The sequence below is a fragment of the Sphingosinicella sp. BN140058 genome (assembly GCF_004135585.1).
Taxonomy (GTDB): domain Bacteria; phylum Pseudomonadota; class Alphaproteobacteria; order Sphingomonadales; family Sphingomonadaceae; genus Allosphingosinicella.
Genome location: NZ_CP035501.1, coordinates 4,053,749 through 4,068,593 on the forward strand (window position 1 = coordinate 4,053,749; position 14,845 = coordinate 4,068,593).

14 protein-coding genes are annotated in these 14,845 nt (G+C 66.6%); 4 read left to right on the forward strand and 10 right to left on the reverse strand.

The genetic code is table 11. From position 1 onward, the window contains the following. Nucleotides 1-33 precede the first annotated feature (33 nt). Entirely contained in the window at nt 34-3,270 is a 3,237-nt protein-coding gene (locus ETR14_RS18175) for an autotransporter domain-containing protein (protein WP_129387124.1), read from the forward strand. Between the two features lie 92 nt (nt 3,271-3,362). On the opposite strand, the gene ETR14_RS18180 is transcribed toward ETR14_RS18175, so the two are convergent. Further along, nucleotides 3,363-3,902, reverse strand: coding sequence for a diacylglycerol kinase (locus ETR14_RS18180; RefSeq protein WP_206185861.1), 540 nt, complete (start codon nt 3,900-3,902; stop codon nt 3,363-3,365). On the opposite strand from ETR14_RS18180, the gene ETR14_RS18185 reads away from it, so the two are divergent. Then, on the forward strand, nt 3,864-4,658 hold the full coding sequence (locus ETR14_RS18185; RefSeq protein WP_129387127.1) for an inositol monophosphatase family protein: 795 nt from the start codon (nt 3,864-3,866) through the stop codon (nt 4,656-4,658). The genes ETR14_RS18180 and ETR14_RS18185 overlap by 39 nt on opposite strands. 36 nt (nt 4,659-4,694) lie before the next feature. Here ETR14_RS18185 and ETR14_RS18190 read toward each other — a convergent pair whose 3' ends face one another. Next, nucleotides 4,695-4,973, reverse strand: a complete 279-nt coding sequence (locus tag ETR14_RS18190) for a PepSY domain-containing protein (RefSeq protein ID WP_129387130.1) — start codon at nt 4,971-4,973, stop codon at nt 4,695-4,697. Nucleotides 4,974-5,147: 174 nt separating this feature from the next. Here ETR14_RS18190 and ETR14_RS18195 point away from each other — a divergent pair, with 174 nt between their 5' ends. Both ETR14_RS18195 and ETR14_RS18200 read left to right on the forward strand, forming a co-directional pair. Next, nucleotides 5,148-5,825 carry a response regulator transcription factor gene (locus ETR14_RS18195; RefSeq protein ID WP_129387133.1) on the forward strand — a complete coding sequence of 226 codons (678 nt, stop codon included), beginning with the start codon at nt 5,148-5,150 and terminating at the stop codon, nt 5,823-5,825. Further along, nucleotides 5,822-7,213 carry a HAMP domain-containing sensor histidine kinase gene (locus ETR14_RS18200; RefSeq protein WP_129387136.1) on the forward strand — a complete coding sequence of 464 codons (1,392 nt, stop codon included), beginning with the start codon at nt 5,822-5,824 and terminating at the stop codon, nt 7,211-7,213. Before ETR14_RS18195 ends, ETR14_RS18200 begins: the two co-directional genes overlap by 4 nt. Nucleotides 7,214-7,216: 3 nt before the next feature. Here ETR14_RS18200 and ETR14_RS18205 read toward each other — a convergent pair whose 3' ends face one another. From ETR14_RS18205 to ETR14_RS18240, 8 genes are all read right to left on the reverse strand, one after another. Then, the gene (locus ETR14_RS18205) at nt 7,217-7,846 is read right to left on the reverse strand and encodes a YceI family protein (RefSeq protein WP_129387138.1); all 630 of its coding nucleotides are present in this window, start codon (nt 7,844-7,846) and stop codon (nt 7,217-7,219) included. 72 nt (nt 7,847-7,918) lie between these two features. Next, a complete protein-coding gene (gene hisIE / locus ETR14_RS18210; protein ID WP_129387141.1) occupies nt 7,919-8,551 on the reverse strand; it encodes a bifunctional phosphoribosyl-AMP cyclohydrolase/phosphoribosyl-ATP diphosphatase HisIE in 633 nt (210 codons plus the stop codon). Beyond that, on the reverse strand, nt 8,527-9,294 hold the full coding sequence (gene hisF, locus ETR14_RS18215) for an imidazole glycerol phosphate synthase subunit HisF (protein ID WP_129387144.1): 768 nt from the start codon (nt 9,292-9,294) through the stop codon (nt 8,527-8,529). The genes hisIE and hisF overlap by 25 nt, the downstream gene beginning before the upstream one ends. Next, a complete protein-coding gene (locus tag ETR14_RS18220) occupies nt 9,281-10,000 on the reverse strand; it encodes a HisA/HisF-related TIM barrel protein (RefSeq protein ID WP_129387147.1) in 720 nt (239 codons plus the stop codon). Before ETR14_RS18220 ends, hisF begins: the two co-directional genes overlap by 14 nt. Next, on the reverse strand, nt 9,997-10,578 hold the full coding sequence (hisH, locus tag ETR14_RS18225; RefSeq protein WP_129387149.1) for an imidazole glycerol phosphate synthase subunit HisH: 582 nt from the start codon (nt 10,576-10,578) through the stop codon (nt 9,997-9,999). Before hisH ends, ETR14_RS18220 begins: the two co-directional genes overlap by 4 nt. After that, the gene (gene hisD / locus ETR14_RS18230; protein ID WP_129387152.1) at nt 10,575-13,580 is read right to left on the reverse strand and encodes a histidinol dehydrogenase; all 3,006 of its coding nucleotides are present in this window, start codon (nt 13,578-13,580) and stop codon (nt 10,575-10,577) included. The genes hisH and hisD overlap by 4 nt, the downstream gene beginning before the upstream one ends. Beyond that, nucleotides 13,577-14,467 carry an ATP phosphoribosyltransferase gene (hisG, locus tag ETR14_RS18235; protein WP_129387155.1) on the reverse strand — a complete coding sequence of 297 codons (891 nt, stop codon included), beginning with the start codon at nt 14,465-14,467 and terminating at the stop codon, nt 13,577-13,579. Before hisG ends, hisD begins: the two co-directional genes overlap by 4 nt. Then, nucleotides 14,457-14,786, reverse strand: coding sequence for a YerC/YecD family TrpR-related protein (locus tag ETR14_RS18240; RefSeq protein WP_129387158.1), 330 nt, complete (start codon nt 14,784-14,786; stop codon nt 14,457-14,459). Before ETR14_RS18240 ends, hisG begins: the two co-directional genes overlap by 11 nt. Nucleotides 14,787-14,845: the final 59 nt, after the last annotated feature.

Consider the following 14,845-nt stretch of genomic DNA (forward strand, 5'->3'; position numbering starts at 1 on the left):
GGGGTGGTGCCCTTGCCGAAACGAAGGACTCACATGCGTAATCTGCTTGCTTGCACCTGCCTGACGCCGCTCGCCCTGCTCGCCGTGACTGGAACGGCGGCGCGCGCCGAAACCACCATCACCACCAAGGTCACCACCGGCCAGAAGAGCTCGACGATCAAGGCCGGCGCCGCGGACGACCTGCGGATCACCAGCGCCGGGTCGGTCGTGCTCGCCGCCGGCGGTGGTGCGGCTGTCACGCTCGACAGCAACAACAAGATCACCAACGAAGGCGCCATCCAGACCAACGATCTGAACGACGTCACCGGCATTCTTGTCAATGGCGGAACCACTGGAACGGTCACCAACAGCGGCAAGATCGAGCTGCTGGAAAGCTATGCACCCACCGATGCGGACAAGGATGGCGACCTCGATGGCGCTCTCGCCCGCGGTGCACGCCGGATCGGCATCCGGATCGCCCCGGGCGGGACCTTCACCGGCAATATCGTCAACAGCGGCTCGATTTCGATCGAGGGCAACGATTCCGCCGGCATTGCGCTCGACGGCGCTCTTGCCGGATCACTGACTCAGAGCGGCACGATCGCCGTCGTCGGCGATCGCGCCGTAGGCGTCCGCGCCGGCGCGGTAAGCGGGGACGTCCGGATCACCGGCGCGACCGGTGCCACCGGCCTTGGCGCAACCGCGGTATCGCTGGACGGAAACATCGGCGGTGCGTTCGTGATCCAGGCGGCCGTCGCCTCGACCGGCTATCGCGCGACCACCGCACCCAGCGACGTCTCCAAGCTCGACGCCGACGATCTCCTGCAGGGCGGACCAGCCGTCCGGGTCGGTGCCGACGTCGCCAAGGGTATCTTCTTCGACGTGCCGCCGAAGGACAGCAGTGCCACCGACAATGACGAAGACAAGGACGGCGTCGAGGATTCAAAGGAAGGCAGCGCCGCCGTCACCTCCTATGGCGCGGCGCCGGCTTTGCTGGTCGGATCTGCCACGCGCACCGTCACCATCGGCGCCGTCGCAGGCAATGCGAACGGCCATGGCATGGTGCTGAACGGCACCATCGCCGGCCGCGGCGTCTATAGCGGCGTCGAGGCCAACGGCATCGTCATCGGTGGCCTGGGCCAGGCGGTGAACGTTGCCGGCGGAATGACCGTCACAGGCGCGGTCGGCGCAGTCTCCAACGCGGCCAACGCCACCGGCATCCGCATCGGCAGCGACGCCACCGTGAACGAGATCCGGGTCTCGGGCAGCGTCACTGCCCAGGGCGCCTCGACGGCGTCCACCATCTCCCGCGGCATCGTCGTCGATCAGGGCGCGACCGTCACGGCCATCCGCAACAGCGGCACGATCGGCGCTGCGGCGAGCGGCGCCGGCAGCGCGTCGGCAATCGTCGACAATAGCGGCAAGATCGCGCTGGTCGAGAATAGCGGCGCCATCACCATCGCCACGCTCGGCCTTGATACCGGCCGCGCCGTCGCGATCGACCTCAGAAGCAACAATGCTGGCGCCGTCGTGCGCCAGACAACGGTTGGACAGGGTGTCACCGCCCCCTCGATTTCGGGTGACATCCTGTTCGGCGCCGGTGACGATCAGCTCGACCTTGCCGATGGCAAGGTACTGGGAACGAGCAGGTTCGGCACCGGCGCCAACCGCCTGACGATGGCGGGCGATGCGGAATATTCGGGAAGCGCAGTGTTCGGCTCCGGCGCGGATCGGATGAGCCTGGCGGGAACGTCGGTGTTCAGCGGCAGCGCCGATTTCGGCGGCGGTGCCGACGTGCTGGCGCTATCCGGGACGGCGCGTTTCAGCGGCAGCTTGCTCAATGCCACCGGCCTTGCCGTTGACGTCGCCGGCGGCACGCTCGAGCTGAGCGGCACCGGCACGGCAGCGATCGCGTCGCTGAACGTCGGCGCCACCGGTGTGCTCGGCGTCACGCTCGATCCCGCGGCGGGCAAGAGCAGCTTGTACCAGGTCGCGGGGAACGCGGCCTTCGCGCAAGGCTCGAAGCTTCAGGTCCGCCTCAACAGCGTTTCGGGATCGCTGGGTACCTATACTGTGCTCAAGGCAGGCAGCCTGACCGGAACCGCCGGTCTGACATCGACTTCGGTCCTGCTGCCGGTGTTCCTCAAGAGCAGCCTGACGGCGAACGAGCAGGCCGGCGAGATCAAGGTCGCAATCGCTCGCAAGACGGCGGCCGAGATCGGCCTCAATCGGTCGGAAGCGGGCGCCTGGGACGCCGTCTACTCGGTGCTCGACAAGGACACCAAGCTCGCCGGCGCCTTTCTCCAGATGAGCGAGACCGAGACGTTCCGGGATTCGATCCAGCAGCTGCTGCCGGAACATGCCGGCGGCGTGTTCGAGACCGTCACCCAGGCATCGCGCGCGACCGCACGCATGCTGCGCGATCCGGGCGCTCCTTATTTCGATGCCGGCCAATGGGGCTTCTGGGTTCAGCAGGTCGCCTGGGGAACCTCGAAGAATCTTGGCGACACCTCGGAATACGACATCACCGGCTGGGGCGCGAACGGCGGTGCCGAAATCGCGCTCGGCAGCGCCGGCAGGATCGGTGCCTCGCTGTCCTATCTCAGCGGCCGCGACGAAGGAATCAACGACAGCGAGGTTCGCACCGATCAATATGAGCTCGGGGTGCACTGGCGCGGCGAATGGGGCGGCTTCCGCTCCTTCGTCCGCGGCTCGGCGGCGGCGATCAAGTTCGACGGCACGCGTCACTTCAGCGGCGTCGTCAATGGCGAGGAAATCCGCCGCACCTCGACCGGGGAGTGGGACGGACGGCTTTATTCGGCCGCGGCGGGCATTTCCTACGAGGCCGCTTTCGGGCGCTTCAGCCTTCGGCCGCTGCTCGCGATCGATTACTACCGCCTGACCGAGGATGGCTATGCCGAGAGCGGCGGCGGCAATGCGATGGATCTGACCGTCGACAAGCGCAAGAGCGACGAATTTGCCGGGGAGGCATCGCTCACCCTCGGTTACGACTTCAAGGAACGCAAGGACCGTGACTCCGGCTTTTTCCGGGTCGAGATCGAAGGCGGACGCCGGCAGATCCTCGGCGGCGACATCGGCGCCACCACTGCGCGTTTCGGCAGCGGCACCGCGTTCACCCTGCTGCCGGAGAAGCGCACCGACGGCTGGACGGGCAAGCTCCGTCTGATCGGCGGCAGCGGCGATTTCTCCATCGGCGGCGAGGTCGGCGCCGAGGAACAGCAGGGCCGGGCGGCGGTCTCCGGCCGGATCGCGCTGCAGATCGGCTTCTGACGCCTTCGTCCTGTCGCGGGGGCCCCCCTGCCGCGACAGGGCGCCGGTCGCCGTCGGCGGTGCGCCGCCGACGGCGACCTCCCTCGCTTCCGTTACAAGCTTGACGCGAGCAACATTGCGCCGACCAGCACGGCGGTGACACTCGCGATCAACACGGCGCCGGCTGCGGCATCCTTGGCGTGCCTGATCTCCTCGGCAACTTCCGGATGAAGGCGGTCGATCGCATATTCCAGGGCAGCATTGAAAGCTTCGAAGGCGAGAACGATGCCGGCGGAGAGCGCGACCAGGGCCGCCCAGATGAAGCCTGGTTGAAGCAAGCCAACGATCCCCAGCGCACAAAGGCCGATCAAGGCTTGCGCTCGGAAGCTCCGCTCCCGCGCGAGTATCAGGCGAACGCCGCGCAAGGCGAATCCCAGCCGGTCCCGAAAGGGCCGATTCTTGAACTGCGACGCTGCGGCGGGTTCGTATGCATCCATGGCAGAGCGATGCAGCTCTGGCTCGTGCTTCGCCAATGGAATGCCGGCGCTTTTTTCGACTGCAATCCATGCAGGCTTGACCACTTCCATGCGCCGCCGCACGCGAGGCGGATGGCAATGAACGGGAATCACGCGGCCTTGGCCGCCTTCGCGCACAATCTGGCCGATCTCGCGCGGGCCGAGACCCTCCACCGCTTCGAGGCGGGAGTGGGGGCCGACGACAAGGGTGGCGCGAATGGCTTCGACCCGGTCACCGATGCGGACCGCGAGGCGGAGCGCGCGATGCGCGCTGCGATCGAGGCCGCTTATCCCGAGCACGGCATCGCCGGCGAGGAATTTCCCGAGCGGCCTTCGAGCGGCCCGTTCGTGTGGAGTCTGGATCCGGTGGACGGCACCCGCTCCTTCACCTGCGGCCTGCCCAATTGGGTAACCCTGATCGCTCTGCTCGAGGACGGCCGCCCGACGATAGGGCTGATCGACGTGCCCTGCCTCGGCGAGCGCTATTGGGGCGCGGGTGGAGACGGAGCTTTCGTCCGCTCCGGGCAGCAGGTGCGGCTCCGCGCCAGCGACCGCACGTCCCTTGCCGAAGCGCGACTCTCGACCACCGATCCGTATCTTTTCGAAGACGCCGAACGCGGCGCGTTCGAGCGGGTCCGCGCCGGTGTCCGGACCACCCGCTATGGCCATGACGGCTATGCCTATGCCCGGCTCGCGGCAGGGACGCTCGATCTTGTCATCGAATCACAGCTGAAACCGTATGACTATAACGCTCTCATTCCGGTGGTGCGCGCCGCCGGCGGAGTCATCGGTGATTGGACTGGCGGCGACGATTTTTCTGCCGGGCGGGTCATCGCAGCGGCCACGCCCGCTCTGTTCGAGCAGGCGGTGGCCGTGATGCGAGACGCCGGCTGAGAGCGTCCGAAGCGGCGCACCCGGCGCTGCTTCGCCTCAATCGTCGCGGCTGCGCCGTGTGATGCGGAGCGTGTCCGGCGCCAGCTTCAGGTCATAGGTCTCGCCATTGGCGAGCCGCGCGTCGTCGACTTCCCAGCGGCGACCGTCGTCGAGCTCGATATCGTCCCAGGCGACGAAGCCGTTGGCCTGGAGGACACGAACGATCGCCGCGCGTTCGGCTTCGGTCGGAGCCCGGTCGGGGGTGCCGGCGGCCGAGGCAGTCACGGGAACGATGCCGATCGTCGCGGCGATGAGGAGCGGGGTGCGGATGCGCATGATCTTGGTCCTGTGTGGGAGTAGGGGTCATGGAGCAGCCGGTGAGGCCCGTGTTCGTCTCCATGAATGCCTTCTGCCGGTCGGCGCTGACGCTTGGCTTGCTCCAACCTTTGAATTTCGTCAGCTTCGCGCACGGCCATTGTCTCGGGCGCTCGGCTCTGAAAGACAGAGAGCATGCACATCCTGCTCGTAGAGGACGATCCCCGCGTCGGCGCCTTTTTGCGCAAGGGCCTGGAAGAAGAAGGCCACATCGTCGATCTGCGCGAAGACGGTCGCTCCGGACTGATCCAGGCCTCGACCGAGCGCTACGATGTCATCCTGCTCGATCGCATGCTGCCGCATGTCGACGGTCTCAAGATCCTCCAGACCTTGCGCGCAACCGGGGACTCGACACCCGTCCTGATCCTCAGCGCGCTCGGCGACGTCGATGAGCGGGTGAAGGGGCTCCGCGCCGGCAGTGACGATTACCTCGCCAAGCCGGTCGCGATCTCGGAGCTGATCGCCCGGGTCGAGGCGCTCGGGCGGCGGGGCGTGCTTCAGGAAGAGGTGTCGGATCTGCGTGTCGGGCCGCTGTTGGTCGATCGTCTCGGCCATTGCGTGAAGCTCGATGGGAAGGTGGTGGACCTCACCGCGCGCGAGTACCGGATCCTGGAAATGCTCGCGCTTCATGCCGGCCGGGTGGTGACCCGCTCGATGCTGCTCGAGCATGTCTGGAACTACCATTTCGATCCGCAGACCAACGTGATCGATCAACATCTCAGCCGCCTTCGCCAGAAGCTGGCACTGGTCTCGCCGGCAGCGCTCATCCACACCGTAAGAGGCTCCGGCTACATGCTTCGGGCCGATCCGTGAGGCTGCTTCGCAGTTTCTCCTTCCGTCTGGCGGCGAGCTACGCACTGATCTTCTCAATCTCGCTGGCGCTCGTGCTCGGCACCTATCAGCTGGTCAGCATCACTTGGCCGCGCAATGCCGTGAAAGCGGAACTCGAAAGGGAGTCGGATGCGCTCGCCTCCGCCTATCGCGGCGATCGCCATGCGCTGGCGAGACGGCTGGAAGCGCGCGCAGGCGCGCCCTCCCACCGCGCCGGCTTTCACCTGCTTGCCGATCCGGGCGGGACGGTGGTGAGCACCAACCTGCCGAGCTGGCCCGCATATCGTGGGACCGGTTGGCATTCGATCGAGGCCGACATCTACCGCGACGGCGACGAGGACGATCATGAGGCGCTGGTCCTCGATCGCCGCCTGTCGGACGGATCGCGTTTGATGCTCGGCCGCGACGTCGAGGATCTGGACGATGTCGAGGAAGCGATCGCGTCGGCTGTGCTCTACCTGATCGCCGCGACTCTGCTTCTGGCCACCATCGGTGCCTTGCTGATGAACTGGGCGATCGGGCGCCGCCTCGGCGCGGTCACGAAAACGGCGCGCCGGGTCATGGCCGGCGATCTCGCCGGGCGCGTTCCGATCAACGGCAGCGGCGACGAATTCGATCGTCTGGCGGTTACCCTCAATCTGATGCTCGAGCGGGTCCAGGCGGGCGTGGAGGCGGTACGGACGGCATCGGACAGCGTCGCGCATGAACTGCGAACGCCGCTCAGCCGCTTGCAGGCAAGCCTTGGAAAGCTCGCATCGCCGGACGCCGAGACGTCGGCGAATCTGCTCGATGTGATCGACGAGGCGGATCGCCTGCAGGCCTTGTTCGATGCGGTGCTGCGCATCTCCCGTATCGAGAGCGGCCGGCACGACGCGGAGTTCGTCCTTGTCGATCTTGCCGAATTGATCGGCGACGCTGTGGAACTCTATGGTCCCGCCGCCGAGGACAATGCGATCCATGTTGCGCAGGAGCTCGGCGGCGATCTGGTGGTCCTCGGCGATCGCGACCTTCTGTTCCAGATGGTTGCCAATCTCCTCGACAACGCGATCAAGTTCACGCCCGCTGGTGGTTACGTGACGGTTCGGGCCGCTCGTGGGGAGGATAAGGTTCGGCTGCAGGTCGCCGACACCGGTCCCGGAGTTCCGGATGAGGCGATCAGCCGCCTGGGCAATCGCTTCTTCCGTGCCCCGGCTTCGCTGGAAGCGCCCGGAGTGGGGCTGGGCTTGTCGCTCGTACGGGCGATCGTGCGCTTGCACGAAGGAGAGATCTCCTTCCGCACCGGTGGACCGGGCTTGGTTGTGGACGTTCGCCTTTCCGCAGCAGGAGACGGAACACGGCCGCGCGCCGAGAGCGGCCGTGTCCAGCGCTGAACGTTACTTCTGGAAGGCGGCGGAGATGTCGAGCTTCACCGAGTCGCCCACCATCGGAACGCCGAAGCCAAGGCCGAACTGACTGCGCTGGATCGTTCCGGTAGCGTGGAAGCCGACATTCTCCTTGCCGCCCATCTCCGCCGGCATCTTGCCGGCGCCGTAGAATTCCGCGTTCAAGGTGACGGGCTTGGTGACTCCGTTCAGGGTCAAGTCGCCGGTGATCCGCGCCTTCTGACCGCTGGCGACAACGGCAGTGGATACGAAGCGAGCGTCCGCGGGAGAGCCTCCGAAGAAATCGGGTTTGCCGCCGTCCTTGCCGGGACGCAGCAGGTGCTGGGTGAGGCCAGCGCTTGCGGTGACGACCTTCGACACCGGGATGGTCACATCGACCTTGGCGGAATTCGGTGCCTTGGGATCGATCGTGAGCGTTCCGGTGACGTCGCCGAAGATGCCTGTGTAAGGCGAGAAACCGAGATGATCGAGCGTCCAGATGACCAGCGTATGGTTCGGATCGGCCGTATAGGTTCCGCCAGTCACCGCCGCGGGATTGCGGCTACCCGGCGCCGAAGTCGGCGCCTGTGCAATGGCCATGGTGGAAACGAGAGCGAAAGCGGCGGCGTAGACGATGCGCATGGGTGAACTCCGAACCGGGGAGAGCGACACAAGCATAGCGCGCGTTGGGATGGAAGGCGCTTCCGTAACGCGTCAGGCTTTGTGTCGTCGGCGCAAGATGTCGACCACATCCGTCCACTCATATCCCCGCGCCTCCATCAGCACGGACACGTGGTACAACAGGTCGGCGGTCTCTTCGGCGCAGCCGACGGCGTCTCGGGTGACGCCGGCAAGCGCGACCTCGACGCCTTCCTCCCCGATCTTCTGCGCGATCTTGGCATTGCCCTCGGCGAGCAGGCGACGGGTGTAGCTCGTCGCCTCGCCCGAGACGGCGCGGTCGTGAACAATGCGGGAAAGCTCGGCGAGCCAGCCGGGTCCCTGCTCCTCGCCGCCGAAACAGGAGGCGGTGCCGAGATGACAGGTCGGGCCCTCGGGAATGGCGCGGACGAGGAGGGCATCGGAGTCGCAATCCTCGTGGACGCTGCGCACGGCCAGACGGTTTCCGCTGGTCTCGCCTTTCATCCACAGCCGCCCCTTGGAGCGGCTGTAGAAGGTGGCGAAGCCGGAGGAGAGGGTGGCAGCGAGCGCTTCCCGATTCATATAGCCGAGCATCAGCAGCCGGCCGGTGGCGATGTCCTGCACGGCGGCGGGCAGAAGGTCGTCCATCTTCTCCCAGGCGAGCGCGTTGATGTCGGCGGCGCTCAGCGGCGCATTTCGATCCCGCATGTTGCCAGATACTCCTTCAATTGGGGGATCGCGATCAGACGATCGTGGAACACGGTGGCGGCCAGCGCGCCGCTTGCGCCGGCCTCGAGGAACGCATCGCGGAAATGCTCGGGCGCGCCGGCACCGCCGGAGGCGATCACCGGCACTTCGACGCTGTCCACGACGGCCTTGGTGTGGGCGAGATCATAGCCGGTGCGTACGCCGTCCCGGCGCATGCAATTGAGCACGATTTCGCCGGCACCGCGCTCCGTCGCTTCTCGCGCCCAGTCGAGCGTGCGGCGACCGGTGTCGCGCGTGGCATCGGGAGAACCGGTATATTGCTTCACCCAATAGTCTCCGTCCGCCTCGAAGCTGTCGACGCCGAGGACGATGCACTGGCTGCCGAAATCGCGGGCCAGTTCCTCGATCAAGGCAGGTCGTTCGAGGGCCGGCGAGTTGATCGAGACTTTGTCGGCGCCATTGTCGAGACAGGCTGCAGCCTGGTCGCGGGTTCGGACACCGCCGGCGACGGCGAACGGAATGTCGATCACCTTCGCAATCCGGCGCACCCATTCAGGGTCGAGGCTGCGCCGCTCCGCGCTCGCGGAGATGTCGTAGAAAACCAGCTCGTCGGCGCCTTCTTCACGGTAACGCATCGCGCTCTCGACGATGTCGCCGACATCGCGATGGTCGCGGAACTGGATGCCCTTGACGACGCGGCCGTCCTTGACGTCGAGGCAGGGGATGATCCTACGCGCCGGCAAGGTTCACCGCCTCCTCGAGCGTGATCCGCCCCTCCCACAAAGCCTTGCCGACGATCGCACCGTCGGTGTCGAGGCGCTTCAGATCGTCGAGCGACGAAACGCCGCCCGACGCCTGGATGGCGACGTGGGGCAGGCGCCGGCCGGCGTCTTCGAGCAGTTCGAAATTGGGTCCGGCAAGCATGCCGTCGCGGCCGATATCCGTCAGGAGCAAGTGCCTGGCCTCGGGGTACAAAGCGGCAATGTCCCACAAGGATCGTCCGCTGTCCTCGGTCCAGCCCGCAGTCGCCACGATGGGCGTTCCGTCGATCACCCGCACGTCGAGCGACAAGGTGATGCGGTCACCGCCATGTTCCGCCAGGAAGCCGCGGACGAGATCCGGTTGCTTTACAGCGAGACTGCCGATCACCACACGGCCGACGCCGGCGTCGAACATTCGCGCGATCTGCTCGCCGGTCCGAAATCCGCCGGCAACTTGGAGTCTGAGGGGGGCGGCGCGGGCGAGATCCGCGATCAGATCGTGCTGGACGGGGGTGCCCGCCCGTGCGCCGTCGAGATCGACGACATGCGCCCACAGTGCGCCTGCCGCTGCGAATTGGGCCAGCGCTTCTGCCGGATCCGCCGCATAGGTGGTGGCGTCGTCGAAGCGACCCTGCGCGAGCCGGACGACGCGGCCCCCCATCAGGTCCATGGCGGGATAGATGATCATGCCTTCAGGAAACTCTCGAGGAAGCGCGCGCCGGCCTCGCCGGAGCGCTCTGGGTGGAACTGTGCGCCGAGGAAATTGGCGGAACGAACAGCAGCTGGAATCTCGCGCCCGTACTGCGCGCTGGCGACGGTTACCGGCCCCGGATCGCTGGCGAAGCTGTTGGCGAAATAGACATAGTCGCCTGGCGCGAGTCCAAGATCCGGATCGCGCACATCCAGCTTGCTCCAGCCCATGTGCGGCACCGGCATGCCGGGCCGTGCCACGAGCTTGCGGACCCGGCCGGGGATGATGCCGAGGCAGGCGGTATCTTCTTCCTCGCTATGTTCGAACAGCAATTGCATGCCCAGGCAGATGCCGAGCACCGGCTGAGTGAGCCCGCGCAGCGTTCCGGCAAGGCCGCGGGCGTTGATCTGCTCCATCGCGTAGCCGGCGGCGCCCACCCCGGGAAAGATGACCTTGTCGGCCGCGCCGATCACCTCCGGATCCCCGGTGATGGTCGGCGACAGCCCAAATCGCTCGAACGCGATGCCGACCGACCCAATGTTGCCGCAGCCGATGTCGACGATGACGAGATTCACAACACGCCTTTCGTGCTCGGCATTGCGTCGCGATCGCCCTCGCGCCCGACCGCCTGGCGGAGCGCGCGTCCGAATGCCTTGAAGCAGGCCTCGGTCTTGTGGTGGTCGTTTTCGCCCTGCACGCGGACGTGGATCGCCGCGCCGAGGCTGTCGGCCAGCGAGCGGAAGACGTGGCGGGTCATCTCGGTCGGATAGTCGCCGATGTGGCTCGCCTCGAACGTGCCTTCGAAGACGCTGTACGGGCGTCCGGAAAGGTCGATCAGAACATGCGCCTCGGTCTCGTCCATCGGCAGGGAGAAACCGAAGCGGCCGATACCGCGTCGGTCGGCGAGCGCGCGCGACAGCGCCGTGCCGAACGCGATCGCGCAATCCTCGACGCTGTGATGGGCGTCGATTTCGAGATCGCCTTCGCACGACAGGATCAGGCTGAACCCGGCATGCGCTGCAATCTGATCGAGCATGTGGTCGTAGAAAGGAATGCCGGTGTCGATCTTGCGCGGTGCCGGGCGATCCAGATCGACCGCGACTGCAATCTTGGTCTCTTTGGTGTCGCGCACGACCTCGCCACGCCGGGCCGGCGAATCGTTGGCCGGAACCCCGAAGGCGGCGAGGGCGGCGTCGTTTTCGGCATCGGTGCCGATCGTGATTCGGACCCCGCCCGGTGCGGCATTCGGCCGGAAGCGGGCGCGGATGCCGAGGCCGTTGAGCTTCTTTGCGAGAGCGGCAGGATCGTCGACTTCGAGGAACAGGAAGTTGCCGCCGCCGCTGCGCACGGCGTTAACGATCGGTGCGCGGGCGAACTCGCCAGCCAGCCGATCTCGATCGGCCTTGATCCGCGCGATCCGCTCGAGGTGGATCGGGCGTCGCGATGGCGAAAGCGCCGCAAGCGCAGCCTCGATCGAAAGGCTCGGCAAGGGATAAGGGGGAAGCGCACGCGCCGCGATCGCGATCAGATCCGGGTTGCCGAGCAAGGCGCCGATCCGGGCGCCGGCAAGCCCGAAGGCCTTGCTCAGCGTCTTGAGGATGGCGAGGTTGGGCCGACGGATCGCTTCCTCGGCGAGGCTCGGTGTTTCCGAGAATTCGAGATAGGCCTCGTCGAGCACGATCAGGGTGTTCGGAAGCGCATCGGCGACGCGAAGCACGTCGGCGGGATCGACGAGATTGCCGGTCGGATTGTTGGGCGCGCAGATGAAGGCGAGCTTCAGCGACGGCTCGTGGCGGACGGTGTCGAGAAAGGCATCGGCGTCGAAATCGAAATTGGCGTCGAGCTTCGCTTCGATCAGCCGCGCGCCCTGCAACTTGGCGAAATGGCCGTAAGCCGAGAAGGTCGGCGTGCAGATGGAGACGGCGTCCAGCGCCGGCCGGCAGAAGGCGCGGATCAGGATGTCGATTGCGTCGTCGGCACCGCGGGTGACGATCAGATTGTCGGGTGCAACACCGTAGAGAGCAGCCATCGCCTTCTTGAGGCGGGCGGGCTGCGGTTCGGGATAGCGGTTGAGGCCGGCCGCGAGCGCGCCTTCGCTGAGCGGCGCGAATGGATTCTCGTTGGCGTCGAGCTTGATCGCATCCGGCCCGAACGCCTCGTTCGCCTGCGCCGCAATATCGAACGGCGGCAGCGCAAGGATCTCCGGTCTCGCCAAGGCTTCCGCCACCTCTTTCACTCCCCTCCCGCTCGGGGAAGGGAATGGGGGTGGGGCAGCGTTGGAACCTGCCGCAACCGCTAGCCGCGCATCGGCCGAACGGGCATGCGCTTCCAGGCCCTCGAGCCGTGCCAGCGCCGCCGCCGGGCCCGCAATGCGCACAGCGGCCTCGGCCGTGACCGTCTGCACGCTGATCGCCTTGAGGAAGGTATAGGCCGAAACCCCGCTCCAGGCGCGGGCTGCGCCGTCGGTAGGAAGGACATGGCTGGATCCGGCGAGATAATCGCCGAACGTCTCGGACGCGAGGCGGCCGGCGAAGATCGCGCCAGCGTTGCGTATGCCTCCGAGCAGGTCTTCAGGCTGTGCCACGGCCAGCGACAGATGCTCGGGCGCATAGAGATTGGCGACCTCTGCCGCGTCCTTGAGATCGGCGGTGATGACGAACCGGGCATGGGCCAGCGACGCCTCGGCAATCTCCGCGCGCGGCAGCGTCGCCGCCTGTGCGGACACTTCACGCTCCACGGCGTCGGCGAGTGCCTTGGACGGCGTCGCCAGCAACACCTGCGCCGTCGGATCATGCTCGGCCTGGCTGAGCAGGTCGGCGGCGACCGTTGTCGGATCCGCGCTGTCGTCGGCGATCACCATCAGTTCGCTCGGCCCCGCCGGCATGTCGATCGCAGCTCCGCCGGGCAGCGAGGCGACGTAATTCTTCGCCTCGGCGACCCAGGCGTTGCCAGGTCCGCAGATCTTCGCCGCCGCCGGGATGTCGCCGGCGCCGAACGCCAGAGCGGCGATCGCCTGCGCACCGCCGACCGTCCAGATCGCGTCGATTTCACAAAGCTCTGCGGCAAGCGCGATCACCGGATCGAGTCCGCCGCCGGGGCGGGGCGGCGTTGCGACGACGATCTCGGCAACGCCGGCGGCACGGGCCGGGATGGCGAGCATCAGCAGAGTTGAGAAAAGCGGCGTCTTGCCACCGGGAATGTAGAGCCCAACCCGGTCGATCGCCCGCCAGATCTTGCGAACGGTAAGGCCAGGCAGCGTCTCGACGACATGATCCTGCGGCAAGCTGCCGGCGTGAAAGGTTTCGATGTTGCGCGCAGCCAGCTCGATCGCTTCAATCTGATCTGCGGAAAGGGTGCGGCGTGCCTCGGCGGCGATCGGCGCCACGGCGACCCGCGTCGGCGCTTCGCCGTCGAGGCGGGTCGCCTGCTGCACCAGCGCTTCCCAGCCGCGGCTGCGGACGTCGTCGACGATCGCGCGCACCGCGACCTGCAGAGCGGGATCGCTGCGCTGCTCGGGGCGGGCGAGGGCTATGCGGCGCGCGGCCGCGTTCAGATCGGTCCAGTTGTAGGTCTTCACAGCATCATCTTTTCGATCGGCAGGACGAGGATCGCGGAGGCGCCCGCGGCTTTCAGCTTCTGCAGCGTCTCCCAGAAGACGGATTCCTGGCAGACCGCATGGACCGCGAAATGGCCGGGGCGGCCGTGGAGCGGGATGATCGTCGGCGCCTCGGCGCCGGGCAGAATGTCGGTGATCTCGCGCAGCGCCTCGCTCGGCGCGTTGAGCATGATGTATTTCGATTCCTTGGTGGCGAGCACGCCGTCGATCCGGCTGAGCAATTGCGCGCCCTGCTCGACCTTCGCCTCGGCCATCGGCTTTCCGGTGCGCACCAGTACCGCTTCGCTTTCGAACACCGTTTCGACCGCGCGAAGCCCGTTCGCCTCCAGTGTCGCGCCGGTCGAGACGAGGTCGCAGATGAATCCGGCGATCTGCAGGCGCGGCGCGAGTTCGACGGCCCCGTTCATCTTGACCACCGTCGCCTCGATCCCCCGATCGTCCAGGAAGCGCTGGAGGATACGCGGGTAAGAGGTGGCGATGCGGGCGCCGCGGAGCGACTCGGGTCCCTCGTAGCCGGTGGCCTCCGGTGCCGCGATCTTGAGCGTGCAGCGGCCGAAGCCGAGCTGCGCAACGACTTCGAAGCGGGGCTCGGGCTCGCCGAGCGAGAATTCACGCAGCACGTTCTCGCCGACGATGCCGAATTCGCAGACTCCGTCGCTGACGAAGATCGGGATGTCGTCGTCACGCACGAACATCAGGTCGGCGGGGAAATTGTCCACCCGTGCCGTCAGATCGTTCTTTCCGTTCTGGATCTTGAGGCCGGCGTCGCGGAGCAGCCCGCGACTGTAATCGGACAAGCGGCCCGATTTCTGAATGGCGATGTGCAGGCGGGTCTGGTCAACGAGCATGGGGGGTTCCGAGACTGTCGATGGCGCGGCGGTAGCCCTCATTCGGCTCCTGGCGCAGAAAACGGGCGACGCGGACGATGGTTGTCGTGCTGACCCCGGTCGCCTCATGAATTTCGCGATAGGAAAGGTCGGTGCCGTCCAGCAGACGGGCAACGTGCCAGCGTTCGGCCAGCGTGCGGATCTCGGACGGTGTGCAGAGATCGGTCAGCAGGCGCGCCATCTCCGCCGTGTTATCAGGCGTGAGCAGGGCAGCGCAGAGGTCCTGCGTCAACGCTTTGGCGTCGCGCGTCGCCTCGATCGGAGCGTCCTTGCCTGCCATCCAGTGTTCCAACGTGTTATAACGATGAAACGCCAGATAGGGGCAGGCCTCAGGCTTGG

What these genes read in the sequence shown, in the direction of transcription:
- ETR14_RS18205 (WP_129387138.1), bottom strand. Translation starts at nt 7,846, where the DNA reads ATGCGCATCGTCTACGCCGCCGCTTTCGCTCTCGTTTCCACCATGGCC.
- ETR14_RS18175 (WP_129387124.1), top strand. Translation starts at nt 34, where the DNA reads ATGCGTAATCTGCTTGCTTGCACCTGCCTGACGCCGCTCGCCCTGCTC.
- ETR14_RS18220 (WP_129387147.1), bottom strand. Translation starts at nt 10,000, where the DNA reads ATGATCATCTATCCCGCCATGGACCTGATGGGGGGCCGCGTCGTCCGG.
- ETR14_RS18190 (WP_129387130.1), bottom strand. Translation starts at nt 4,973, where the DNA reads ATGCGCATCCGCACCCCGCTCCTCATCGCCGCGACGATCGGCATCGTT.
- ETR14_RS18195 (WP_129387133.1), top strand. Translation starts at nt 5,148, where the DNA reads ATGCACATCCTGCTCGTAGAGGACGATCCCCGCGTCGGCGCCTTTTTG.
- hisIE (WP_129387141.1), bottom strand. Translation starts at nt 8,551, where the DNA reads ATGCGGGATCGAAATGCGCCGCTGAGCGCCGCCGACATCAACGCGCTC.
- hisG (WP_129387155.1), bottom strand. Translation starts at nt 14,467, where the DNA reads ATGCTCGTTGACCAGACCCGCCTGCACATCGCCATTCAGAAATCGGGC.
- ETR14_RS18240 (WP_129387158.1), bottom strand. Translation starts at nt 14,786, where the DNA reads ATGGCAGGCAAGGACGCTCCGATCGAGGCGACGCGCGACGCCAAAGCG.
- ETR14_RS18185 (WP_129387127.1), top strand. Translation starts at nt 3,864, where the DNA reads ATGAACGGGAATCACGCGGCCTTGGCCGCCTTCGCGCACAATCTGGCC.